This is a genomic window from Peterkaempfera podocarpi (assembly GCF_042466665.1).
GTDB classification, from domain to species: Bacteria; Actinomycetota; Actinomycetes; order Streptomycetales; family Streptomycetaceae; genus Peterkaempfera; species Peterkaempfera podocarpi.
Window position 1 is genome coordinate 3,761,659 of the sequence record NZ_CP162102.1, and the last position, 22,549, is coordinate 3,784,207.

24 protein-coding genes and 1 pseudogene are annotated in these 22,549 nt (G+C 73.5%); 11 read left to right on the forward strand and 14 right to left on the reverse strand.

Annotated elements, in window-relative coordinates:
* Positions 1-63: 63 nt before the first annotated feature.
* Together AB0761_RS16410 and AB0761_RS16415 are read right to left on the reverse strand one after the other, a co-directional pair.
* Positions 64-216 (reverse strand): annotated as a pseudogene (locus tag AB0761_RS16410) (hypothetical protein); the annotation flags it as partial.
* Positions 217-283: 67 nt separating this feature from the next.
* Positions 284-1,333 (reverse strand): sugar kinase, encoded by a 1,050-nt coding sequence (locus tag AB0761_RS16415; RefSeq protein WP_377269765.1) that lies wholly within the window; start codon positions 1,331-1,333, stop codon positions 284-286.
* A 146-nt stretch (positions 1,334-1,479) separates the two neighbouring features.
* Between AB0761_RS16415 and AB0761_RS16420 the strand changes: the two genes are divergently transcribed.
* The 7 genes from AB0761_RS16420 to AB0761_RS16450 all read left to right on the forward strand — a co-directional run bounded on the left by AB0761_RS16420 (position 1,480) and on the right by AB0761_RS16450 (position 8,678).
* Complete coding sequence (locus AB0761_RS16420) at positions 1,480-2,760, forward strand: amino acid deaminase (RefSeq protein ID WP_377269766.1); 1,281 nt, start codon at positions 1,480-1,482, stop codon at positions 2,758-2,760.
* Entirely contained in the window at positions 2,760-4,373 is a 1,614-nt protein-coding gene (locus AB0761_RS16425) for an amidohydrolase family protein (RefSeq protein WP_377269767.1), read from the forward strand. Before AB0761_RS16420 ends, AB0761_RS16425 begins: the two co-directional genes overlap by 1 nt.
* Entirely contained in the window at positions 4,370-5,161 is a 792-nt protein-coding gene (locus AB0761_RS16430) for a bifunctional 4-hydroxy-2-oxoglutarate aldolase/2-dehydro-3-deoxy-phosphogluconate aldolase (protein ID WP_377269768.1), read from the forward strand. Before AB0761_RS16425 ends, AB0761_RS16430 begins: the two co-directional genes overlap by 4 nt.
* A gap of 147 nt (positions 5,162-5,308) precedes the next feature.
* Positions 5,309-6,598, forward strand: coding sequence for an MFS transporter (locus AB0761_RS16435; RefSeq protein ID WP_377269770.1), 1,290 nt, complete (start codon positions 5,309-5,311; stop codon positions 6,596-6,598).
* 67 nt (positions 6,599-6,665) lie between these two features.
* Entirely contained in the window at positions 6,666-7,013 is a 348-nt protein-coding gene (locus AB0761_RS16440) for an FmdB family zinc ribbon protein (RefSeq protein WP_377269771.1), read from the forward strand.
* A 123-nt stretch (positions 7,014-7,136) separates the two neighbouring features.
* Positions 7,137-7,994: an S-methyl-5'-thioadenosine phosphorylase gene (locus tag AB0761_RS16445; protein WP_377269772.1), complete on the forward strand. Its 858-nt coding sequence runs from the start codon at positions 7,137-7,139 to the stop codon at positions 7,992-7,994.
* A 336-nt stretch (positions 7,995-8,330) separates the two neighbouring features.
* Positions 8,331-8,678, forward strand: coding sequence for a hypothetical protein (locus tag AB0761_RS16450; RefSeq protein ID WP_377269773.1), 348 nt, complete (start codon positions 8,331-8,333; stop codon positions 8,676-8,678).
* Positions 8,679-9,057: 379 nt separating this feature from the next.
* On the opposite strand, the gene AB0761_RS16455 is transcribed toward AB0761_RS16450, so the two are convergent.
* The 6 genes from AB0761_RS16455 to AB0761_RS16480 form a co-directional block, all read right to left on the reverse strand.
* Positions 9,058-10,029: a sigma-70 family RNA polymerase sigma factor gene (locus tag AB0761_RS16455; protein WP_377269774.1), complete on the reverse strand. Its 972-nt coding sequence runs from the start codon at positions 10,027-10,029 to the stop codon at positions 9,058-9,060.
* A 249-nt stretch (positions 10,030-10,278) separates the two neighbouring features.
* Positions 10,279-10,938, reverse strand: coding sequence for a class II aldolase/adducin family protein (locus tag AB0761_RS16460; RefSeq protein WP_377269775.1), 660 nt, complete (start codon positions 10,936-10,938; stop codon positions 10,279-10,281).
* A 108-nt stretch (positions 10,939-11,046) separates the two neighbouring features.
* On the reverse strand, positions 11,047-12,078 hold the full coding sequence (locus AB0761_RS16465; protein ID WP_377269776.1) for an alanine racemase: 1,032 nt from the start codon (positions 12,076-12,078) through the stop codon (positions 11,047-11,049).
* Between the two features lie 48 nt (positions 12,079-12,126).
* Positions 12,127-13,260 (reverse strand): lipid II:glycine glycyltransferase FemX, encoded by a 1,134-nt coding sequence (locus AB0761_RS16470; RefSeq protein ID WP_377269777.1) that lies wholly within the window; start codon positions 13,258-13,260, stop codon positions 12,127-12,129.
* 153 nt (positions 13,261-13,413) lie between these two features.
* A complete protein-coding gene (locus tag AB0761_RS16475; protein WP_377269778.1) occupies positions 13,414-13,881 on the reverse strand; it encodes a universal stress protein in 468 nt (155 codons plus the stop codon).
* 35 nt (positions 13,882-13,916) lie between these two features.
* Positions 13,917-14,519 carry a TetR/AcrR family transcriptional regulator gene (locus tag AB0761_RS16480; protein ID WP_377269779.1) on the reverse strand — a complete coding sequence of 201 codons (603 nt, stop codon included), beginning with the start codon at positions 14,517-14,519 and terminating at the stop codon, positions 13,917-13,919.
* Between the two features lie 132 nt (positions 14,520-14,651).
* Between AB0761_RS16480 and AB0761_RS16485 the strand changes: the two genes are divergently transcribed.
* Together AB0761_RS16485 and AB0761_RS16490 are read left to right on the forward strand one after the other, a co-directional pair.
* Complete coding sequence (locus tag AB0761_RS16485) at positions 14,652-15,809, forward strand: acyl-CoA dehydrogenase family protein (RefSeq protein ID WP_377269780.1); 1,158 nt, start codon at positions 14,652-14,654, stop codon at positions 15,807-15,809.
* A 54-nt stretch (positions 15,810-15,863) separates the two neighbouring features.
* Positions 15,864-17,030, forward strand: coding sequence for a thiolase family protein (locus AB0761_RS16490; protein WP_377269781.1), 1,167 nt, complete (start codon positions 15,864-15,866; stop codon positions 17,028-17,030).
* Between the two features lie 107 nt (positions 17,031-17,137).
* On the opposite strand, the gene AB0761_RS16495 is transcribed toward AB0761_RS16490, so the two are convergent.
* Complete coding sequence (locus AB0761_RS16495; RefSeq protein WP_377269782.1) at positions 17,138-17,614, reverse strand: MarR family winged helix-turn-helix transcriptional regulator; 477 nt, start codon at positions 17,612-17,614, stop codon at positions 17,138-17,140.
* 115 nt (positions 17,615-17,729) lie between these two features.
* Between AB0761_RS16495 and AB0761_RS16500 the strand changes: the two genes are divergently transcribed.
* The gene (locus tag AB0761_RS16500; protein ID WP_377269783.1) at positions 17,730-18,140 is read left to right on the forward strand and encodes an organic hydroperoxide resistance protein; all 411 of its coding nucleotides are present in this window, start codon (positions 17,730-17,732) and stop codon (positions 18,138-18,140) included.
* Positions 18,141-18,274: 134 nt separating this feature from the next.
* On the opposite strand, the gene AB0761_RS16505 is transcribed toward AB0761_RS16500, so the two are convergent.
* From AB0761_RS16505 to AB0761_RS16520, 4 genes are all read right to left on the reverse strand, one after another.
* Positions 18,275-19,069, reverse strand: coding sequence for a hypothetical protein (locus AB0761_RS16505; protein ID WP_377269784.1), 795 nt, complete (start codon positions 19,067-19,069; stop codon positions 18,275-18,277).
* Entirely contained in the window at positions 19,066-19,560 is a 495-nt protein-coding gene (locus AB0761_RS16510; RefSeq protein WP_377269785.1) for a SigE family RNA polymerase sigma factor, read from the reverse strand. Before AB0761_RS16510 ends, AB0761_RS16505 begins: the two co-directional genes overlap by 4 nt.
* Before the next feature lie 414 nt (positions 19,561-19,974).
* A complete protein-coding gene (locus AB0761_RS16515; protein ID WP_377269786.1) occupies positions 19,975-20,415 on the reverse strand; it encodes a DUF4232 domain-containing protein in 441 nt (146 codons plus the stop codon).
* Positions 20,416-21,029: 614 nt separating this feature from the next.
* On the reverse strand, positions 21,030-21,341 hold the full coding sequence (locus AB0761_RS16520) for a DUF1876 domain-containing protein (RefSeq protein ID WP_377274151.1): 312 nt from the start codon (positions 21,339-21,341) through the stop codon (positions 21,030-21,032).
* 70 nt (positions 21,342-21,411) lie between these two features.
* On the opposite strand from AB0761_RS16520, the gene AB0761_RS16525 reads away from it, so the two are divergent.
* Positions 21,412-22,272: an Fpg/Nei family DNA glycosylase gene (locus tag AB0761_RS16525; protein WP_377269787.1), complete on the forward strand. Its 861-nt coding sequence runs from the start codon at positions 21,412-21,414 to the stop codon at positions 22,270-22,272.
* Position 22,273: 1 nt separating this feature from the next.
* On the opposite strand, the gene AB0761_RS16530 is transcribed toward AB0761_RS16525, so the two are convergent.
* On the reverse strand, positions 22,274-22,549 hold the full coding sequence (locus AB0761_RS16530) for an acylphosphatase (RefSeq protein WP_377269788.1): 276 nt from the start codon (positions 22,547-22,549) through the stop codon (positions 22,274-22,276).

Here is a 22,549-nt window from a genome sequence, read left to right on the forward strand (position 1 = left end):
GGCGTCCCGCTGCACCACCCGCTCGTCCTCCATCGGGCGCAGCAGGCGCAGCGCCGTGGTCTTGTGCACCCCCAGGACCGCGGCCAGTTCGTCCAGGGTGCGATCGCCCTCGCCCAGCTCGCGCAGCAGCCGCATGGCGCGCTCCACGGTCTGACTCATCGGGGGCCTCCGGCGGGATCCGCGGGGGTGAAGGAGTTCGGTCTCATCGGCGGCCATCCTGCCGCCCGGCGCCCGGCCCGGCGACAGGGAGCCCGCTGCGGCAGCGAGGCGCGGGGCACGGGGGTCATCCGGGGACCGCCGGCGAGGTGAGGCCGGCCGGGGTGACGCGGGTGGCGGCCCAGTCGGCGTCGGTGGCGGCGAGCAGCGCGTCGCGTACGGCCGCAGGCGGCGGCGTGCCGTGGTCACCGTGGACGGTGAGCGCGGTGGCGGCGCAGAGGTGGCCGAGACGCAGCCTGCTGCGCTGGTCCAGCTCCTTCAGCAGTCCCGCCAGATAGCCGGCGGCGAAGGCGTCGCCGGCGCCGGTGGCCTCCACCACGTCCACCCCCAGCGCCGGCTGGGTGACCGCGGTGCCGTCGCGGGCGACGGCGGTGGCGGTGTGCTCGGCGTCCTTGACCACCAGGGTGCGGGGGTCCGGCAGCAGGCGGCGCAGCGCCGCCGGGTCGCCGGTGCCGAGGGCGGCGGCGGCCTCGTCGGCTCCCAGCAGGACCACGTCGGCGGCGTTCAGCAGTGCCGGCAGTACCGCCGGGTCGCGGTCGCGCCAGAGCCCGGGGCGCCAGTTGAGGTCGAAGCTGACGGTCCGTCCCGGGCGGCGCAGTCCCAGCAGTGCGCGGACCAGTGCCAGGCAGCTGTCGGAGAGGGCGGCGGTGATGCCGCTGAGGTGGATCAGCGGTGCGGCGTCCAGCAGCCGGGCGGCGGCCGGGCCGTGCAGCAGTCCGGGGCCGAGGGCGGAGGCTGCGGAACCGCTGCGGTAGTAGTGCGGCCGGCTGCGGCCGGGTCCCGGGTCGTTCGGGTCGGCGCTGCTGCCGCCGATCTCCTTGAGGTAGAGGCCGGTGGGGCGGAGCGGGTCGACGGTGACGGCCGAGGTGTCCACGCCCCGCGCGGCGATCTCGGCCGTGAGGTGGCGGCCCAGCCCGTCGGCGCCCACGGCGCCGATCCAGGCGGCGGGTGTGCCGAGTGCCGCGAGCGCGGCGGCGACATTGGACTCGGCGCCTCCCACGGTGCGGTGGAAGACGGGAACCTGCTCCAGCGGGCCCGGCCGGTCGGCGACCAGGACGGCCATCGACTCGCCCACGCACACCGCGGCCGGGGCGCTCTGCAGTGTGCGGTCCTCCACGGGCGCTGCTCCCCTCGGGTCGGCGGGCACTGCTGCGCGGCCCGTTGACCGTCGCCGGTCCCTGAGGTTAGATCCCGGCAGACAGATGACGCAACAGTGGTTGCATATATTGCAACTTCGCAGGTAAAGCGAGAGGTGAGCTTGTGGTGGCGGAGGGGATCGACAGCCCCCGGGTGGCCGGGCTGGCCCAGGAACGGCTGGACTGGCGCTTCAAGGCGGTGCCCGCCGCCGCGTACGGCAGCACCGTCGCCGACTACCTGGCGTCCGGCCCCGCACTGGACGACCTGGGCACCCCCCTGCTGACCCTGGACGCCGCCGCGCTGAGCCACAATCTGGCGACCATGGCCGCATGGTGTGCCACAGCCGGAGTGGACCTCGCCCCGCACGGCAAGACCACCATGGCGCCCGCGCTCTGGCAGCAGCAGCTGGCCGCCGGCTGCTGGGGCATCACCCTCGCCAACCTCCCCCAGCTGCGCGTCGGCCGGGCCTTCGGCCTGCGCCGGATCCACCTCGCCAACACTCTGCTGGACCCCGCCGGGCTGGCCTGGCTGGCCGCCGAACTGGACGGTGACCCGGACTTCCGCTTTGCCTCCTGGGTGGACAGCGAGCGGTCCGTCGCCCTGATGGACGCCGCACTGCGCAGCGCGGGCGCCGAGCGTCCGGTCGACGTCTGCGTGGAGCTGGGCGCAGCGGGCGGCCGCACCGGCTGCCGCGATCTGGACCAGGCGATGGCGGTCGCCCAGGCCGTGGACCGGGCACCGACCCTGCGGCTCACCGGGGTGAGCGGCTACGAGGGCGCCCTGGCGCACGACGCAGGCGACGGGGCACTCGCCGCCGTGGAGCGCTATCTGCACGACCTGGCGGAGCTGCACCGCCGGCTGCGCTCCGCCGGACTGCTGGACGACGCCGAGGAGGAGCTGGTCACCGCCGGCGGCAGCGCCTACTTCGACCTCGTCGCCCAGGTGCTGGGCCCGCTGTCCGCGGACCACGGGAACACCCGGGTGGCGCTGCGGTCCGGCGCCTACCTGGTGCACGACGACGGCTTCTACCACTCCATCTCCCCGCTGGCCCGGGGAGCGGGCCCGCGCCCCTTCCGCTCGGCCATGCACGGCTGGGCCAGGGTCGTCTCCCGGCCGGAGCCCGGGCTGGCGCTGCTGGACGGCGGCAAGCGCGACTTCCCGTACGACGACGGCCTGCCGCAGCCGCAGCTGGCCCGCGGCCGCGGGCCGCTGACGGCAGGTCGCATCACCGCGGTCAACGACCAGCACGCATTTCTGCGGGACGCCGCGGTGGAGGTCGGCGAGGTGCTGCGGCTGGGCCTCTCGCATCCCTGCACGGCCTTCGACAAGTGGTCGCTCATCCCGGTGCTGGACTCGGCCGACAGCCCCCGGCCGCGGGTGGTCGACCTGGTCAGGACGTTCTTCTGATGCAGGCCGGCACGGTCTTCCGGGGTGCCACCCTGATCGACGGCAGCGGTGCGCCCCGCCGCCTCGCCGACGTCACGGTGACCGGGTCCGACATCACCGCCGTCACCCCGCCCGGCCGGGGCGACGGCGCCCGTGTCGTGGACGCCGACGGGCTGGTGCTGGCCCCGGGCTTCATCGACATGCACGCCCACTCCGACCTGCGGCTGCTGGTCGAGCCCGGCCACGAGGCCAAGGTGACCCAGGGCGTCACCTGCGAGGTGCTGGGCCAGGACGGCCTGTCCTACGCGCCCGTGGACGACCGCACCCTGCCCGCCGTACGCCGCCAGATCGCCGGCTGGAACGGCGACCCCGAGGGCTTCGACTGGGACTGGCGCACCGTCGGCGGCTATCTGGACCGGCTGGACCGCTCCGGGATCGCCGTCAACGCCTGCTACCTGGTGCCGCACGGCTCGGTGCGGATGCTCGCCATGGGCTGGGACGACCGTCCGGCGACCCCCGCCGAGCTGGACCGGATGCGGCAGCTGGTCGCCGACGGCCTGCGGGAGGGGGCCCTCGGCATGTCCAGCGGGCTGAGCTACACCCCGGGGATGTACGCCGGGACGGAGGAGCTGGTGGCACTCTGCGAGGTGGTGGCGGCCCACGGCGGCTACCACTGCCCCCACCAGCGGTCCTACGGCGCAGGCGCGCTGGAGGGGTACGCCGAGATGGTCGAGGTCGCCCGCCGCTCCGGCTGCGCCCTCCATCTCGCCCACACCACCATGAACTTCGAGGTCAACGCCGACCGCGCGGACGAGCTGCTGGCGCTGCTGGACGCAGCGCTCGCCGAGGGCGTCGACCTGACCCTGGACAGCTATCCCTACCTGCCCGGTTCCACCACCCTGGCCGCGCTGCTGCCCAGCTGGGCGGGCGAGGGCGGCCCGGATGCCACCCTGGCCCGGCTGCGCGACCCGGCGGCGCGCGAGCGGATCCGGTACGCCATGGAGGTCTCCGGCAGCGACGGCTGCCACGGGGTGGTCACCGACTGGGCCACCATCCAGGTCTCCGGGGTCCAGAACCCGGCGCTGGCCGGGACGGTGGGCACCACCGTCGCCGAGCTCGCCCGCCGGCAGGGCAAGGACGGCACCGCGGTCTTCCTGGAGCTGCTGCTGACCGACCGGCTGGGCACCACGATCCTTCAGCACGTCGGCCATGAGGAGAACGTCCGGGCGGTGATGCGGCACCGCGCGCACACCGCAGGCAGCGACGGCCTGCTGGTCGGAGACCGGCCCCACCCCCGGGCCTGGGGCACCTTCCCGCGCTATCTCGGCCACTACGCACGGGAGTTGGGCGTCCTCACCCTGGAGGGGGCGGTGGCCCGGATGACCGGGCGGCCCGCCCGCCGGCTGCGGCTGCTCCGCCGCGGCCTGGTACGCCCCGGCTACGCCGCCGACCTGGTCCTCTTCGACCCGGACACGGTCGCCGACACCGCCACCTTCGACCAGCCCCGGCAGCGTGCCGCCGGGATCCGGCAGGTGCTGGTGGGCGGCGCCGCAGTGGTCGACGACGGGCGCCCCACCGGCGCCCTGCCCGGGCGCACCCTGCGCCGCACCGACGAAGGGACCGAACCCCGGTGACCGCACGACCGACCGCACCGTCCGTACCGTCAGCCGGGTCCGCGCCGTCCGCCGGGTCCGCACCCGCGGCCGCACCGGCCGCCGCCGGACCCGCAGAGCTCGCCGGCCTGGCCGCCGACCGGGTGATCGCGGTCGTCCGGGCCCCCTCGGTACCGGATCCGGCGGCGCTCTGCGCCGCGCTGGCCGCCGGGGGCATCCACTGGGTGGAGTTCACCTGCACCACCCCCGGGCTGCCGGCCCTGCTGCGTGCCGCGGGAGCGGACGGGCCGGGCTGCCGGATCGGCGCGGGGACGGTGCTGACCGCCGGGCAGGCGGCGGCCGTACTCGACGCCGGGGCGGGGTTCGTGGTCACCCCCGGCTGCCGCCCCGCGGTCGCCGCGGCCGCACAGCGGGCAGGGGCGCCCTCGGTGCTGGGAGCGCTGACCCCGACCGAGGTCGCCCAGGCCGTGGACCTGGGCGCGACCGCGGTCAAGATCTTCCCCGCGCGGGCCTTCGGACCCCGCTATCTGCGCGACCTCGCCGGCCCCTACCCCGGGGTCCCCCTGGTCGCCTCCGGCGGCGTGAACGCGGGCAACGCCGGGGACTTCCTGGCCCAGGGCGCGCTCGCCGTCTGCGCCGGCACCGACGTACTGCCGCCGGACGCCGTGGCGGCGGGCGACTGGTCCGGGATCACCCGCCGCGCCGCCGCCTTCGTGGCCGCGCTGCCCGCTGTCCCCGCTCCTCACGGGGCGGTGCCGGTACCATGTCCGGGATCATCCACACGACTGGACTCTGCAACATCTGCCTGATGCAGAGCCGGCGCGACCGCTCGGCGGCCGTGGCCCCACGGCGGGCCAGGTATCTACCCCGGTCGACGCACCCGAGGACGGCTCTCGGTGCGCCCGGGGTTTTTTCATGCCCTCAGGCGTGCTACCAGGCAGCAGGAAGGACCGACCGTGACGGTTCGCCGAACGGTCGAGGGAACGGGCTACGGCCCGCTGCTGCGCACCCCCGGCGCCTGGACGTTCCTCGTCCCCGCCTTCGCGGCCCGGCTGCCCTACGCCATGCTCAGCCTGGGCGTGGTGCTGCTGGTCCACCACACCCACGGCTCCTACGGCACCGCCGGCACCGTGGCCGCGGTGTCCGCCGTCGCCCAGGCCCTGGTCGGACCGCAGACGGGCCGGCTGGCGGACCGCCGCGGGCAGGCGGCGGTCCTGGTGCCCGGGGTGCTGCTGCACGCCGCCTCGGTGGCCGCGCTGGTCGCGCTGGCACTCGGGCGGGCACCCGTGTGGGCGCTGTTCGCCGCGGCAGCCGCGGCGGGCGCGACGGTGCCGCAGATCGGCGCGATGGTGCGCGCCCGCTGGGTGGTGCGGCTGGAGGGGCGTCCGCTGCTGGGCACGGCCTTCGCCTTCGAGTCGGTGACGGACGAGTTCACCTTTGTGATCGGCCCGGTGATCGCCACCGCCCTCTGCACCGCCGTCGCCCCGGCCGCCGGACTGGTCGCGGAGGCCGCGCTGACCGCGGTCGGCGGGCTGGCCTTCGCGGCGCAGCGGCGCAGCGCCCCCGTACGGCACCCGCGCCCGGCAGCGGGCAGTCGGCAGTCCTCGGCACTCAGGGTGCCAGGGGTGCGGCTGCTGGCCTTCGCCTTCCTGGGGGTGGGCTCGGTCTTCGGCGCCGTGCAGGTGTCGATGACCGCCTTCGCCGAGCAGGCCGGCCGGCCGGGGATGAGCGGCACGGTGTACGGCGTCTTCGCCTGCGGCAGCATGCTGGCCGGGGCCCTGTACGGGGCGGTGCGCTGGAAGCGCTCGCCGCAGCAGCGGATGCTGGCCGCCTATCTGCTGCTGGTGCTGGGATGCTCCACGCTCTGGGCGCTGCCCGGTCTGGGGACGCTGGCGGCCGGCGGCCTGGTCTGCGGGCTGGCCGTCGCCCCGACCCTGATCACCGGCTACACCCTGGTGGAGTCGCTGGTGCCGGCCGGTGCCAAGACAGAGGCGTTCACCTGGCTCACCGGCGCCATCGGGCTGGGTCTGGCTGTCGGCTCCACAGCGGCGGGCGAGCTCGCCGACTCGGCGGGCGCCTGGGCGGGTTTCCTGGTTCCGGTGGCGGGCACCGGGGCGGCGTTCCTGGTGCTGCTGTGGCTGCGCGGTCTGCTGGTGGCACGGCCTGCCGGGGGGATCGCGGCGGCGGGTGGCGGAGAGACGGTTCGTACCAGGTCGACGCAGCTCACACCTGCGGCGCTGGACTGATCGCCGGGAATGCCGCATCATTGAGGGTCGTTAGCACTCATCAGGTAAGAGTGCCAGGAGGAAGCAAGTGCCGACGTACCAGTACCAGTGCACCGAGTGCGGCAGCGGCCTGGAGGCGGTGCAGAAGTTCACCGACGACGCGCTGACCGAATGCCCCCAGTGCCAGGGCCGACTGCGCAAGGTCTTCTCGGCCGTGGGTGTGGTTTTCAAGGGCTCCGGCTTCTACCGCACCGACAGCCGCTCGTCCTCGAGCAACTCGGTGGGTTCAAAGACCGCCGCCGCGGCCCCGTCCACCGGGGCGTCCTCGTCGACGTCCTCGTCGTCGGGCGGCGACTCGTCGTCCAAGCCCGCCGCCGCATCGGGCGGCAGCAGCTCGTCGAGCACCTCCTCCGCGAGCAGCAGCCCCGCTGCCTGACGGGCATCCCGGCGGGCGGCCCAGCCGTCCGTCCCGCCCGCACCGACGCTTCGCAGCGGCCCCGTGCCAGGCCCTTCCCAGGGCCGCGCGGGGCCCTCGGCGTGTCCGGATAGGCTGCCGCCCATGGCGGACACCAGCAGCACCCCCACAACCGGCCTCGACCCCGTGGAGATCGGGGTCCTCGGCGGCTCCGGCTTCTACGCCTTCCTGGACGACGTCACCGAGGTGACCGTCGACACGCCCTACGGCATGCCGAGCGACTCGGTGTTCGTCGGTGAGCTCGCCGGGCGGCGGGTGGCGTTCCTGCCGCGTCACGGACGCGGCCACCATCTCCCGCCGCACCGCATCAACTACCGCGCCAACCTGTGGGCGCTGCGCTCGCTGGGCGCCGGCCGGATCCTCGGGCCCTGCGCGGTCGGCGGGCTGCGGCCCGAGTACGGGCCCGGCACCCTGGTCGTCCCCGACCAGCTGGTGGACCGCACCACGGGCCGGGTGCAGACCTTCTACGACGGCCTGCCCCGGCAGGACGGGCGCACCCCCAAGGTGGTGCATGTCTCCTGCGCCGACCCCTACTGCCCCGACGGGCGCGCGGTGGCGCTGTCGGCGGCCCGCGCCTCCAACTGGGAGGCGGTGGACGGCGGCACCCTGGTGGTGGTCGAGGGGCCGCGCTTCTCCACCCGGGCCGAATCCCGGTGGTACTCCGCACAGGGCTGGTCGGTGATCGGCATGACCGGCCACCCCGAAGCCGTGCTCGCCCGTGAGCTGGGCCTCTGCTACACCTCGCTGGCCCTGGTCACCGATCTGGACGCGGGAGTGGAGACCGGCGAGGGGGTCACCCACGAGGAGGTGCTCTCCGTCTTCGCGCAGAACGTGGACCGGCTGCGCACCGTGCTCTTCGATGTGGTGAAGGCCCTGCCGGTGGCGCGGGACTGTATCTGCTCGCATGCGCTGGACGGGCTGGAGACCGGCCTGGACCTCTGACGGGCCGTCGCGGCGATCCCGGCGTCTTGGCGGCCGGGTCATCGCCGCCGGGTGATGGCGGCCGGGTCGTCGTGGGCGGGTGATGGCGGCCGGGTCGTCGTGGGCGGGTGACCGCCATCAGGTCATCGCCGTCAGGTCATCGTGGGCGCGTCATGGCGGCCGTGTCATCGTGGCGCCGTGGAACTCCCCCTCAGGGGTGAAGGGACTTATCCACAGCCTCGGGTTGTCCACAGGATGAGGGGCTGGGCTTCCGAGCGCCGGGCGGGGGCTCCATGGTGGCGGGGCAGTCCTTGGACTGCCCGACCCGCTTCCCAGGCCCCAGGTGGTGTACCGGCCATGACCGCCGTCTTTGACGCCTTCCCCGCCCGCCCGCTGCGCACCGGCACCCGACCCGCTGTGCCGGTGCCGACCCCTCCGTCCGAGGTGCCACCGGGCCGGGCGGTGCCGTCCTTCCCCTCGATCAGGGCCGGGTGCGGCGGCCGCCACCGGCTGCGGCAGGTCCTGCGGCGCGGCCCTGGGCCGCTGACCGCCGGGCTGCTGGCCACCGCGGCGGCGCTGGCCGCCGGGCCGCCGCCCGGGGCCGCCCCCGCTGCGGGGATGCCGCACTGCGCGTCCTCGGCCGACGCCGGCGCTCATGACACGCCTGGGCCCCGGGGGGCGCAGGGCGGGGCGGTGGTCCGGTGAGGGCGCGGCAGCGGTCGTCAGCCACCGTGGTGCGGGGGCCGCTGGCTGAGGTACCAGTCCAGATCGCGGCCACCGGACCCGCCGGAGGGCGTCTCGCCCCAGCCGGCGTCGGTGTCGTCCGACGTCTGGCGGTCCAGTGGATCATCGAAGACCAGCCCCTTGGGGAGGGAGCGCCGCCGCGGCCCGGACGCAGGCCCTCGGCGTTCTGTCCCGCCTGGTGCGTGCGCTTCTCCCCGTCCGCCTGCTGCTTCTGCTCGTCGCCCCGGTCGGGACGGTCGCCGTGGTCGCCGCTCATGACCTCCAGCGTAGGCGCTGTCCGGCGCCGGGCAGCGCGAAGCCCCGGTGCAGGGGGCTCGCACCGGGGCTCACGGATGAAGGGTCAGGCTGCCTCGAAGCCCGAGTGATGCGCCATGCGCTTGAGCTCGGCGAGGGCGTGCTTCTCGATCTGCCGGATACGCTCACGGGTGAGCCCGTGCTGCTTGCCCACCTCGGTGAGGGTGCGTTCACGGCCGTCCTCCATGCCGTACCGGGAGCGGATGATGGATGCGGTGCGGTCGTCGAGCCGGCCGATGAGGTCGTCCAGCTCCTCACGGCGCAGCATCACCAGGACCGCATCCTCCGGCGAGACAGCGGCGGTGTCCTCGACCAGGTCTCCGAACTGGGTCTCTCCCTCGTCGTCGACCGACATGTTCAGGCTGACCGGGTCCCTTGCCCAGTCCAGCACGTCCTTGACCCGCTCCTCGGTGGAGCCCAGCTCGGCCGCCACCTCCGCGGGATCGGCCTCGCGGCCCAGCTCCTTGGACTTCTCCCGCTGCACCCGGCGGATCCTGCCGAGCTCCTCCACCAGGTGGACGGGCAGCCGGATGGTGCGGGACTGGTCGGCGATGGAACGCGTGATTGCCTGGCGGATCCACCAGGTGGCATAGGTGGAGAACTTGTAGCCCTTGGCGTAGTCGAACTTCTCGACCGCCCTCACCAGGCCGGCGTTGCCCTCCTGGATGAGGTCCAGCAGCGGGAGTCCGCTGCGCGGGTAGCGGCGCGCCACTGCGACGACCAGCCGCAGGTTGGAGCGGATGAAGACGTCCTTGGCGCGCTCGCCGTCATCGGCAACCGCCCGCAGCTCGCTCTCCGAGGTGCTCTCTGGCAGACCCCTCTCCTCCAGCAGGTGCTCGGCGTACACACCCGCCTCGATCCGCAGGGACAGCTCGACCTCCTGGGCGGCGTCGAGCAGCGGTGTACGGGCGATCTCGTCGAGGTACATGCCGACAAGGTCGCGGTCGGCCTCATTGCTGGCCGGGCGGGCGGTGCGGGCCCGGTCGGCCTTGTCGCGAACGACGGCACGGGTGGCCATGCGTGCTCCCTTGCTACTGGTGCCTGCTTGCCTTCGCGTGTCGGCGCGGGCACCTCCCGGCCCCGCACTGACGTAACAATTCAACGGGCAGAATCCGGACATCATTCCCAACGGGCCTGGATTCTTCCTGCGATGCAGTATGCTGCCCGTTTTCATGGCCAATTCGGACTCACCGTGTCCAGTTGTGCACGGGGGGTGCGCCTTGGGCGTCCCGCAGGATGCGCCTACCCTCGGCCCGGCTTTCGCACCTCAGCCGGGCTGCTGCGATCGGCCGCGACCGTAGTCGGCAAGCTTGGCCGCGGCCTGCTCCAGCTGCTGCGCGTCCAGCGTTCGGGGCAGCCCCGCCGCCCGGGTGCGCAGATAGACGTCGCACAGCCACTCCAGCTGCTGGGCCAGCCCATAGGCCTGGGCGAGACCGCCGCCGACGGTCACCGCACCGTGGTTGGCCAGCAGGCAGCCGCGGTGCCCTCCGGCGAGCGCCTCCCCCACCCCGGCGGCAAGCTCCGGGCTGCCGTAGGTGGCATAGGGGGCGATCCGCACCGGACCGCCGAACAACACCGTGTAGTAGTGCACGGGCGGCAGCTGGGAGAGCCCGTCCAGGCAGGCCGCGGCGGTAGCTGCCACGGAGTGGGTGTGGACCACCGCCGCGGCGCCGGTGGCACGGTAGGCGGCAAGGTGGAAGGGCAGCTCGCTACTGGGCGGGAGCACCGCCTCCACGGCACTGCCGTCCATGCGGTGGACGCCGATCAGCTCCGGGGTGAGTTCGTCGTAGTCCACCCCGCTGGGGGTCACCGCAAGCAGCTCTCCCTCCCGGGCCGAGAGGTTCCCCGCGGTACCCACCACCAGCCCGTCGGCGCGCAGCCGCCGGGCATGGCGGACCACCTCTGCGCGGGCCTCGGCAAGCAGCACGGCTCCCCCTGCGGGATCTGGGCCCGCCGCTGGGTGGCACGGGCCGGTCTCTGCGGAACCACGGACCGGGTCCCGCGATTCCGCCCCGGGGCCGGCTGCCGGCCCGGGTCAGCGGTCGACGGTCCGGTCGAAGTGGGTGGTGGTGTGCCGCAGGGTGGCCCGCAGTTCCTCGCCGACGGTGGGCGGAGCCGTCTCGCCGGGCACGAAGAGAATGCTGACCTGCATGTGAGGCGGCTCGGCGAAGGCCGCCTTGCGGCCGTTCCAGGTGAAGGGGGAGGGCGTACGGTTCACCGTGGCCAGACCCGCCCGGGCGAGGTTCTTGGCCCGCGGGGTGACGCCGTGCATGTACTTGGGCGCCTCCAGGCCGACGCCGTGCGCGGTGCCGCCCGCCACCACCACCAGATGCCCGTCGACCGGGGCCTTCAGCTGCCGGTAGCCGTAGCGGTCGCCCTTGGCCACCGGGGTGACGTCCAGCACGGTGCCGCGGCAGTCCAGCGCGTCGTGGTCACCGAGCCAGAGCCTGGTGCCGATGCGCGGGCGGAAGGCCAGCCCGGGGTACATCCCGCGCAGCCGCCCGATCTCGTCGGCGGAGAGGTGGCTGACGTACACCGCAGGGATGGGCAGGCCGGCGGCGGTCAGCCGGTCGACCCAGTCGGCGCACTCCTGCACCGGGTCGTAGCCGTCGGGGCGGTCGAGCGGCAGGTGCAGGGCGAAGCCCTCCAGCCGCACGTCGTCCAGCGCCGTGACCAGCTTGGGGACGTCGGGCTCGTTGATCCCGTGGCGGCGCATGCTGGTCATGCACTCCACCACGACCCGGCAGCCGACCAGCACCCGCACACCGCTGACGCTGCCGACGGTGCGGATCACACGGCGCGGCAGCGGTACCGGGTCCTCGCCGATCCGGTACGGGGTGAGGACCAGCACATCACCGCCGAAGTACTCGACGGCCTCGGCCGCCTCATAGGCGGTGCCGACCGCCAGCATGGGCGCGCCCAGCATGGTGGCCTCCTCGGCGAGCCGCCGGTTGCCGAAGCCGTAGCCGTTGCCCTTGGCCACCGGCACGAGGCCGGGGAACGCCTCCAGCACGGACTGCTGGTGGGCGCGCCAGCGGGCGGTTTCCACATAGAGCGAGAGCGCCATCCGGGTGTGCCTTCCTGCGGTGGTGACGTGTCGTGGGACGGCCGGTCGTCAGCGGGCGACTGCTCGACTCGTCATATACATGTCGAAGGCCTTCTGCAACACCTTGCTGAGCGGGAAGTCCCACTCGCCCAGGTACTCGGCGGCCTGTCCCCCGGTTCCCACCTTGAAGCGGATCAGGCCGAACAGGTGGTTGTCCTCATCGAGAGTGTCACTGATGCCCCGGAGGTCATAGACATGGGCCCCCATGGCGTGCGCATCGCGCATCATCTGCCACTGCACCGCATTGCTCGACTGCACCTCGCGCTTGCGCACCGTGGACGCCCCGTAGGAGTACCAGACGTGGCTGCCGGTGCGGAGCATGGTGGTGGCCGCCAGCACCTCGCCCTCGTGGGAGGCCAGGTAGAGCCGCATGCTGTCGGGGGTCTCGGAGTTGAGCGCCTTCCACATGCCCTGGAAGTACGACAGCGGGCGCGGGATGAAGTGGTCGCGCTCGCCGGTCTCCTTGTAGAGCTCGTGGAAGATCGCCAGATCCTCGAAGCGGCCCAGGTGGACCTGGACGCCGGCCTTCTCGCTCTTCTTGATGTTGCGGCGCCACTGCTGGTTCATGCCCCGCAGGACATCGTCCATGGCGCGGCCGGCCATCGGGACCTGGAAGACATAGCGGGGCTGGCCTGCGGAGAAGCCGCCGCCGTCCTCGTCCTCGTTCTGCAGCCAGCCCATCCGCCGCAGCCGGTCCACCACCTCGAAGGCACGCGGCTCGTAAGCGCTGGCCTCCACATCCCGCAGCCGCTTGGCGGTCTTGCCCGCGATGGCCTGCTTGATGGTCTCCGCGTGCCAGCGGCGGATCACCACAGGCGGACCCATCTTCACCGAGAAGGCACCCTGCCCCTTCAGGTGCGCCAGCATCGGCTGCAGCCAGCGCTCCAGATCAGGGTCGAACCAGTTGATCACCGGGCCCTCGGGCATGTAGGCCAGGAAGCGCTTGAGCTTGGGCAGCTGGCGGTAGAGCACCAGGCCCACGCCGACCAGCCGGTCCTGCTCGTCGAACCAGCCGATGGACTCCGGGCGCCACTCGGCCTTCACCCCGCCCCACGCCGGCACCTGCATATGACTGGCGGAGGGCAGGCCCTCGATGTAGGCCAGGTGCTCCTCACGGCTGATGGTGCTCAGGCGCAGGCTCATGGATCGCGAGCTCCTCATGCGGCGATGGTGATCGGACCGAGCCTACCTGCCGCCGGGCCGGGCCTCGTAGGCCCGGAGGCGGACGGCCCAACGGCACCGGATCCGCCCCTGGTCGGACACGCTTCCGTCCGCGCCGCCCTGCCGCGCCCGCGCTCAGGGAACCACGGTGACCGGCCAGCGACCGGCCTTGACCAGCCGCACCGCCACCGAGCCGATGATGCGGTGCCCGGCCTGCTCGGAGGCACCCACCACCACCGCGTCCACCTTCAGCCGGTCGGCGGTGGTCACCAGCCCGGTGTAGGGATCCCCGGGGAAGGTGTGGAACTCCCAGCGGAAGCGGTCGTTGTTCCCGAAGCGCTTCACGGCGTCCCGGATGTACTGCAGCAGTTCCTCGGCCACCTGCTGCCCGGCCTCCAGCAGCGTGCCGCCGACCGCCGGCGCGCCCGCGGTCAGCACCGGCTGCACATACACCAGCACCAGCAGGGCCCCCTGCCGCCGGGCGAGACCCGCGGCGTAGGCGGCCGCACGCCATGCGGACTCGGAACCGTCGACCCCCGCCATGATGGTCTTGGGCCCGTCGATGCCGTACTCGAAGGCGTGCTTCTCCGCTGGCTCCGTCACAAGCCGAGCCTACCCAGACCGCCCTGCGGCAGCGGTCAGGGGCGGGGGCGGCGCGGGCGGTACTCGACCAGGGTCAGCGCCAGGGAGACATACCGCTCGACCAGATCGCCCACGGTGAGCCCGCCCTCCGGGCGGTACCACTGGGCGATGGCGTTGCACATGGCCAGGATCGCGCGGCGGGAGTCCTCGGGGTACGGGGTGAGGAAGATCCCCTGGTCCAGACCGTCCGCCACCACGTCCTGGAACATCCGGGTGGCGGCAGCCTGGCGGCGACGGAAGTGGGCCCGCTGCTCCTCGTTGAGGCTGCGGTGCTCCGTCAGCTCGATGCTGCTGCGGTCGCGCTGCCCGGCCCGGAACCTGACGGTGGCCTCGACCAGCGCCTCCAGGCGCTCGGCGGGGTCGCCGCCGGCCTGTGCGAGGGCGGCGTCGCAGTCCCGCCGGTAGCGGTCCATGCCCTCGTCCAGGATCGCGTGGAGCAGCTCCTGCTTGCCGCCGTAGTAGTGGTACAGCGCGGAGAGGCTGATGCCGGCCCGCTGGGCGATCTCGCGGATCGACGTGGAGCCGTAGCCACGCTCGGCGAACTCCTGGCGGGCGGCCTCCAACAGGGCCTGGTGGCCCGGCGGTCGCATGGTGTCCATGTGCACGTCCCGGAGTCGTCGACTGATCAATCGTTCAGCAGTCTAGCGATCCCACGCCCGAATTCACCCCTGGACAGCCTTCGCCCGGCCGTTTAACTTAACAAGCGTTCGACCATCAGAGAGGATCCCGTCGTGCGCCGCACCGTTTACACCGAGGACCACGAGGCTTTCCGGGCGACCGTCCGCGACTTCATCGCCAAGGAGGTCGTGCCGGTCTACGGAGAGTGGGAGCAGGCGGGGCACGCGCCGCGCGACTTCTACCGCAAGCTCGGCGAGCTGGGCGTCTTCGGCATCGAGGTCCCCGAGGAGTACGGCGGCGCCGGCATGGGCGGCTTCAAGTACCAGGCCGTGGTCACCGAGGAGACCCTGCGGGCCGGGGTGTCCTTCGGCAGCGCGGGTGTGCACACCGGCCTGGTGCTCCCCTACATCCTGGAGTACGCCAGCGAGGAGCAGAAGAAGCGCTGGCTCCCCGGCTTCGTCTCCGGCGACATCATGACCGCCATCGCCATGACGGAGCCCGGCACCGGCTCCGACCTGGCCGGTATAGCCACCCGGGCCGAGCTCTCGGCGGACGGCAGCCACTATGTCCTCAACGGCGCCAAGACCTTCATCACCGGCGGTGTCCAGGCCGATCTGATGCTGGTGGTCTGCCGCACCTCCCCCGCCACCCCGGAGGACCGCAGGGCCGGCCTCACCATCCTCTGCGTGGACACCTCCTCCGCCGGCTACACGGTGGGCCGCAAGCTGGAGAAGATCGGCCTGCGCACCTCGGACACCGCCGAGCTCTCCTTCACCGACGTCCAGGTCCCCGTGGAGAACCTGCTGGGCGAGGAGGGGAAGGCGTTCTCCTACCTGACCCACAACCTGGTCCAGGAGCGTCTGGCCATCGCGGTCGGCGGCTACGCCTCCGCCGCCGCGGCAATCGGCTTCGCCGTCGGCTACGTCAAGGACCGCAAGGTCTTCGGCCGCAGCGTCGCGGAGTTCCAGAACACCAAGTTCGTCCTCGCCGAGTGCGCCGCCGAGGTGGAGGCCGCCGAGTCGATGGTGGACCGCGCCCTGGAGCTGCACGAGACCGGCCGGCTGACCCCGGCCGACGCGGCCAAGCTGAAGCTCTTCTGCACCGAGGTGTCCGCCCGGGTGATCGACAAGTGCCTCCAGCTGCACGGTGGGTACGGCTACATCCTGGAGTACCCGATCGCCCGGCTGTACACCGATGCCCGGGTCACCCGCATCTACGGCGGCACCAGCGAGGTCATGAAGACCGTCATCGCCAAGTCTCTCGGCCTGTGAGACCCCCGGCCCGTCCGGCCGCCCGCCATCCGTCGAACCGAGGAGAGCAGTCCCATGCGTGACGCAGTGATCGTCGACGCCGTACGCACCCCTGTCGGCCGCCGCCGCGGCGGTCTGGCCGGCGTGCATCCGGCCGACCTGTCCGCCCATGTGCTCAGGTCACTGGCCGAGCGCACCGGTCTGGACCCGGCCCTGGTGGACGACGTCGTCTGGGGCTGCGTCTCGCAGGTCGGCGAGCAGACCGCATGCATCGCCCGCTACTCGGTGCTGGCGGCCGGCTGGCCGGAGGAGGTGCCGGGCGTCACCGTGGACCGGCAGTGCGGCTCCTCCCAGCAGGCCGTGCACCAGGCCGCCGCCGGGGTGGTCTCCGGTCAGTACGACATCGCGGTGGCCGGCGGTGTGGAGTCGATGACCCGGGTGCCGATGGGCTCCTCCTGGGGCGGCGGCGCCTTCGGCGAGCCCTACGGCCCGCTGGCCCGCGCCCGCTACGGCGGCTTCGAGTTCAACCAGGGCGTCGGGGCGGAGATGATCGCCGCCGAGTACGGCCTGGGCCGTACCGAGGTGGACGACTTTGCGCTGGACTCCCACGCCAAGGCGGCCCGCGCGATCGACGAGGGCCGGTTCCTCGGCCAGCTGGCCCCGGTGCCGGTGACCGGCGAGGACGGCACGGAGCGGCTGTTCACCACCGACGAGGGGGTGCGGCGCGGCTCCACCCTGGAGCAGCTGGCGGCGCTGAAGACGCCGTTCAAGGCGGACGGGGTGATCTCGGCCGGCAATGCCTCGCAGATCTCCGACGGCTCCGCGGCGCTGCTGGTCACCACCAGCGAGATCGCCGCCCGGCACGGATGGACGCCGATCGCCCGGGTGCACACCGCCACGGTGGTCGGTACCGACCCGATCACCATGCTCAAGGGCCCGATCCCGGCCACCGCCAAGGTGCTCAAGCGGTCCGGGCTTTCGCTGGGCGACATCGGGGCCTTCGAGGTCAACGAGGCGTTCGCATCGGTGGCCCTGGCCTGGCTGAAGGAGACCGGCGCCGACCCGGCGCTGCTCAACCCCAACGGCGGGGCCATCGCCCTGGGCCACCCGCTGGGCGGCTCCGGTGCCCGGCTGATGACCACGCTGGTGCACCACATGCGGGACAACGGCATCCGCTACGGACTGCAGACCATGTGCGAGGGCGGCGGCATGGCCAACGCCACCGTGCTCGAACTGCTCTGATCCGCCGGATCCGGGATCCGGGACGGGATCCCGGATCCCTCTGATCCGCGGACGCACACGGCCGGGGGCCGCTCCGATCGGAGCGGCCCCCGGCCGTGTGTCCGCCGCTACCGCGCCTCGGCCGTCCCGCCGACGGCCTCCACGGCGGCGTCCAGCTGGCGGGTGAGGTCGTTCAGCCGGGTCCGCAGCAGGGTGATCTCGTCCAGGCTGAGCCCGGTGGAGGCGGCGATCCGCACCGGCACCTCGCAGGCACGGTGGCGCAGTTCCTCTCCGGCCGGGGTGAGACTGACGGAGACGGAGCGCTCGTCCTGCGGGCTGCGGCGGCGCTCCACCATCCCGGACGCCTCCAGTCGCTTCAGCAGCGGGGAGAGGGTGCCGGAGTCCAGCCGCAGGGCCTCGCCCAGGCCCTTGACGGTGGTCTCGCCGTGCTCCCACAGCACCAGCATCACCAGGTACTGGGGGTAGGTGAGCCCGGTGTCCTTCAGGAGGACCCGGTAAACGCTGCCGAAGGCGCGGTTGGCCGCGTGCAGAGCGAAGCACACCTGGTTGTCGAGCCGCAGGGCTTCCTCGGTGGTGGTCCTCATGGACTCAGGATACCCATCGATTGCACCCATTTCAGTTGTGCGCAACTTAATCGTGTGCTTGAGTTGTCCTTGCAAGCGGTCAGCACATGACCCGCAGACGAAAGGGATGGTCCCCATGGACGCGCTCTACACCGCCGCCGCCACCGCCAACGGTCGCGAGGGGAGGGCCGTGAGCTCCGACGGGCAGCTCGACCTCACCCTCGCCCTGCCTCCGGCGCTGGGCGGCAACGGGCAGGGCACCAACCCCGAGCAGCTCTTCGCCGCCGGGTACGCGGCCTGCTTCGCCAGCGCGCTGGGCCTGGTCGGCCGGCAGGCGAAGATCGACACCAGCGAGGCCTCGGTGACCGCCGAGGTCTCCATCGGCAAGGCCGGAGAGGGCTTCGCTCTCGCCGTGGTGCTGCGGGTGGAGCTGCCGGAGGCGCTGCACGGCGAGACCGGCGAGCAGCTGGTGGCCGAGGCGCACCAGGTCTGCCCGTACTCCAACGCCACGCGCGGCAACATCCCGGTGCAGCTCGTCGTCGAGTGACAGCCGGCCCCACCGCCCCGGTCGGCTCCCCGCCGCCACCGGCCTCCCTCCCGCCCCGGGCCCGGGCCCGTCGGGAGGGAGCCGCGCCCTGATCCCCGCCCCGACCCGGGCCGGCGCGGGGTCGGGGCGCGGGATCAGGGGGCGTAGACCTGGTCCAGCCGGGCCACCCGGCCCTCACTGTCCAGCCGGACACCGAAGAGCTGGTCCGGATACCGGACGAGCCCCGCAGCGAGCTGGGCGGGCGAGGCGGACACCGGGGCACGGCCGCTGCTGATGGGAGCGGTGGTGGTGAGAACGGCCCCCGGGGCGAGGGTCAGGGTCCTGACGGGCCCGGAGGGCGCCAGCCGTCCGCCGTCCGGCGCCGACGGGTCCGCGACGCAGGAGACGGGCACCGCCTCCACCGCGGCGGCCAGCCCCTTCAGCGGATCCTTGAGGGTCAGGCCCTTCGCCCGCACCAGGAACTCATGCGCCCCCGCCGCCGGGCAGACGATGAGCGCCGTCGGCAGCGGCAGCCCCGGCCCAGCGGTGGACGGCCGCGTCGTGGGCAGTCCGCTGACAGGAGCCCTGCGGGTGGGACTGCCGGCCGGGGAGGGGCCGACGGTGACGGGGTGCGACGGCACGGCCGTGGGAACGGGGTCCCCGGTCGGCGCCGGTTCCGCAGTCGGCGGCGCGGCGGTCGCCGACCGGGTGACCACGGGTGCGGGCGGCGGCGCACCTTCGCGGTGGAAGCCGCCCGCCATGCCGTACGCGGTGCCGCCGACCAACAGGCCGGCCAAGGCCGCGGACGGGATCAGCACGATCCGTCTGCGGTGCCGCCGCTCGGTGTGGCGACGCAGCTGCGCGGGCGGCAGCGGCGGCGCGGCCGCCTGCTCCGCGGACTCGGCGAGCCCGCGAAGGGCGTCCTGGAACTGCTGATCCCAACCGTTCATCGCGCGGAGATTCCCAGGAGGTCGTCGGACAGGTGTCGGGCGAGGGTCGCGCGGGCTCGGGAGAGCCGCACCTTGACGGTGCCGACCGGCGCACCGGTCTCCGCGGCGACCTCTGCGACCGGCAGGTCGCAGAGGTAGTGGAGCACCACCGCACGGCGCTGCTCCTCGGGGATCTTCCGCAGCGCCGCCACCAGGGCGGCGTGCTCGGGCCCCGGGCTCGGGGCGTCCCCCGGGCCGCCGTGCCGGAAGTGGGCGAGCAGCGCGCTGCGGGCCCGGCGCCAGCGGCTGACCGCAAGCCTCCAGGCGACGGTGCGCACCCAGGCCTCGGGGGCGTGCGAGGCGGAGAGTTCCTCGCGCTTGTCCCAGGCACGGATGAAGGCCTCCTGGACGGCGTCCTGCGCGTCGGCCAGGTTTCCGGTCATGGCGTAGAGCTGGCCGACGAGACGTGACCAGCTCCGGTTGTAGAAGGCGTCGAACTCGTCAGGCGCCAAGCGTCCCCGCTCCTTGCTCCGGTGGGTGCGGCCTCCTCCGGGCGACCGGCACACCGCAGCGCCCCGGCGCGCTCGGGGTCCGGCGCTCGGGGCGGTCGCCGCCTCGTGCGAGGCGGCTGTGGTGCCGCACTCTATCCGCCACGTCGTGTTGCTCCTGCTCGCTGCCGGGCCGCGGAGTACGGCCCGGCGGTACAGGGGCCGGGGGTGACCCGGTCCCCCGCCCTCCAGCCCCGGCCCTCCCCCGTGGGCCGTGTTCCGCCCGCCCGGCCCCGGCCTTGGGGGGTGGAGCCGGGGCGGGCGGGCGGAACATCGACCTGCGGTCCGGGCCGGGGAGCCGGGGGGTGGAGCCTCGGGGTCCGGACCGCGGGTCGCACTTCCCGACCGGGAGGCGCCCGCCGGGAAGGTCTGTGCGTGTCAGCCGATGAGCTTGAGGAGCTGCTTGGGGTCGGAGCTGACGGGGGTGGTGCGCAGCAGGCCGGGGCAGATGCGCAGCGGCTTGGCGGCGCCGGTGGTGGTGGCCACCGGGATCTGCAGCACGCCGGACTGGCCGGGGATGATCACATTGACGCTGTCCAGGGACGGGCAGGCGGCGCTGGTGGTGAAGCCGGCGGCGATGTAGGCGGTGCCGCCGGCGGCGACGGTGACGGTGTCGCCCTGGTGACCGATCTTGGTCTGCTTCACTCCGGCCAGCGGGCTGCCCACGGCGACGGGGGTGAGGCCGGCCCAGCCGTTGAGGACACAGGAGTGGGTGGTGGTGTTGACCAGCTTCACCACGGTGGCGACCACTCCGGCGGGCAGGTCGCCGACATTGAGCCGTGGCGGCCGACGGCACGTCCAGGGAGCCCTTGAGGTCACGGACGGCGCAGGCCGCGCCGACCGAGCCGGCGGCGGCGCCCGCGACGCCCTTGACCTTGTCGACGGTGGATCCGGCGACCCCGCCCACGGTTCCGCCGACCTTGCCGATGCTGCTGGGCAGCACGGAGGCGGGGACCTTGGCGCCGCCCTTGCCGGGCAGGCCGGGCAGCGCGGTGGGCGCGCTGACCGCGGGGGTCGGCAGGGCCGTGACCGCACCGGTCGGGGTGGGCAGGTCCGCGGCGGCGGGGGTACCGGACTTGCAGGCGGTGAGGCTGAGGGCTGCGGCACCGACGATCGCCAGGGCGGCAATGTGCTTCGGGGTGCGGTTGGCGCGCATCAAGACAGGCTCCAGGGGCGTGGGCTGGTGACTTGCCCCCTCTACGCAGCCCGCCGCACCCCGGGTTACATGCCCCTGACGACTTTCCCTGTGACCTGAGTCACATCATCATACTGGCGCTTCTGAGGGGCACCCCGGCCCGGTCCACCCTGGCGCATCGCGGGACCGCCGGCCTCACCCGGCCTTGGGGACCGCCGTTGCCCCCGGCCTCCGGACCCCGGCCACACCCGGCCTCCCGGCCCCGGTCTCACCCGGCCGGGGACCGCCGGCGGCGGTCTCACATGGCCAGATAGGCCCGCAGATGCGTGACCTCCTCGATCTCCCCGCCGGCCTTGGAGAGCAGCTGCCGGGCCAGGTCGTCGAACGCCCGCGCCGCGGCCACCTCTTCGCCCACCCGCTGCTGCTCCGGGTCGTCGGGGTGACGGTTCGCGTGCCCGTGTGCCCTGATCTCCGTCCCGTCCGGCAGCCGCAGCAGGGCCGCCGCCCTGGTGCGGGCGTCCCTCTCGCTGAACTCCATCTCCACGTGCCATCCGATGAGCGTGTTTGTCTGTGCCTGCACGGCAATCACCTCCGAGCACTGCCCCTCCATCCAGGGTGCGCCGCCCTCGTCGGCCGCACCACCCCGGCGGCGGACCCGCGCCCGGTGCATCATGGGAGGCATGCCGGAGTCTCCCGAGGTGCAGGCGCTGGCCGACCATCTCGACGGGCGCACGGCCGGCCGTACCGTGGCCCGGCTGGATGTGCCGGCCTTCCAGGCGCTGAAGACCTTCGACCCGCCGCCTTCGGCCCTGCACGGCCGCACCGTCACCTCGGTCACCCGGCACGGCAAGTTCCTGGACCTGGACGCAGCCGGTCTGCACCTGGTCCTGCATCTGGCGCGGGCCGGCTGGATCCGCCACCGCGACAGCCTCCCCGCCGCTCCGCCCAGGCCCGGCCGCGGCCCGCTCGCCCTCCAGCTGCTGCTGGACGACGGCTCCGGCTGGCAGGTGACCGAGCAGGGCACCACCAAGCGGCTGGCCGCCCATGTCGTACGGGACCCCGCCGAGGTCCCCGGCATCGCCCGGCTCGGCCCCGACCCGCTGGACGGCTCCTTCTCCCGGGCCGGCCTGGCCGCGGTCGCCGCCGGTCACCGGGTCCGCCTCAAGGGGCTGCTCACCGACCAGTCGCTGCTCGCCGGGGTGGGCAACGCCTACTCCGACGAGGTGCTGCACACCGCCCGCCTCTCCCCGTACGCACTGGCCTCCTCGCTGGACGAGGAGCAGCTGGACCGGCTGTACGGGGCGCTGCGCTCGGTGCTGGGCGAGGCCCTGGAACGGGCTCGCGGGCTGGCGGCCGGGGAGCTCAAGGCGGAGAAGAAGGCGGGCCTGAGGGTGCACGGCCGGGCCGGGGAGCCCTGCCCTGTGTGCGGCGACACGGTGCGTCAGGTGGTCTTCGCGGAGTCGTCGCTTCAGTACTGCCCCACCTGCCAGACCCAGGGCCGGGTGCTGGCGGACCGGCGGCTGTCGCGGCTGCTGAAGTAGCTCAGCCCGAGGGGAGCACGGCGAAGCCGGTCAGGCCCTCCGGGTCCTCCTCGACGACCTCGGCCTTCTCGACCCGGGCGGCGGGCGGCCCCTGGCGGGTCCAGTCGACCACCCGCCCCACCGCATCGGGCTCCCCCTCGAAGACCGCCTCCACGCTGCCGTCGGCGCGGTTGCGCACCCAGCCGGAGACCCCGTGCTCGGCTGCCGTCCGGCGGCAGGTGTCGCGGAAGAAGACACCCTGCACCTCGCCGGAGACCACCACATGCCTGCGGATCAT

Bases quoted from the DNA above. Each gene is read 5' to 3' on its own strand.
- AB0761_RS16445 (WP_377269772.1), top strand. From the start codon at position 7,137: ATGGCGGACACCAGCAGCACCCCCACAACCGGCCTCGACCCCGTGGAG.
- AB0761_RS16500 (WP_377269783.1), top strand. From the start codon at position 17,730: ATGGACGCGCTCTACACCGCCGCCGCCACCGCCAACGGTCGCGAGGGG.
- AB0761_RS16495 (WP_377269782.1), bottom strand. From the start codon at position 17,614: ATGAGGACCACCACCGAGGAAGCCCTGCGGCTCGACAACCAGGTGTGC.
- AB0761_RS16425 (WP_377269767.1), top strand. From the start codon at position 2,760: ATGCAGGCCGGCACGGTCTTCCGGGGTGCCACCCTGATCGACGGCAGC.
- AB0761_RS16505 (WP_377269784.1), bottom strand. From the start codon at position 19,069: ATGAACGGTTGGGATCAGCAGTTCCAGGACGCCCTTCGCGGGCTCGCC.
- AB0761_RS16470 (WP_377269777.1), bottom strand. From the start codon at position 13,260: ATGAGCCTGCGCCTGAGCACCATCAGCCGTGAGGAGCACCTGGCCTAC.
- AB0761_RS16490 (WP_377269781.1), top strand. From the start codon at position 15,864: ATGCGTGACGCAGTGATCGTCGACGCCGTACGCACCCCTGTCGGCCGC.
- AB0761_RS16520 (WP_377274151.1), bottom strand. From the start codon at position 21,341: ATGGAGGGGCAGTGCTCGGAGGTGATTGCCGTGCAGGCACAGACAAAC.
- AB0761_RS16530 (WP_377269788.1), bottom strand. From the start codon at position 22,549: ATGATCCGCAGGCATGTGGTGGTCTCCGGCGAGGTGCAGGGTGTCTTC.
- AB0761_RS16465 (WP_377269776.1), bottom strand. From the start codon at position 12,078: ATGGCGCTCTCGCTCTATGTGGAAACCGCCCGCTGGCGCGCCCACCAG.
- AB0761_RS16450 (WP_377269773.1), top strand. From the start codon at position 8,331: ATGACCGCCGTCTTTGACGCCTTCCCCGCCCGCCCGCTGCGCACCGGC.
- AB0761_RS16480 (WP_377269779.1), bottom strand. From the start codon at position 14,519: ATGGACACCATGCGACCGCCGGGCCACCAGGCCCTGTTGGAGGCCGCC.
- AB0761_RS16455 (WP_377269774.1), bottom strand. From the start codon at position 10,029: ATGGCCACCCGTGCCGTCGTTCGCGACAAGGCCGACCGGGCCCGCACC.
- AB0761_RS16525 (WP_377269787.1), top strand. From the start codon at position 21,412: ATGCCGGAGTCTCCCGAGGTGCAGGCGCTGGCCGACCATCTCGACGGG.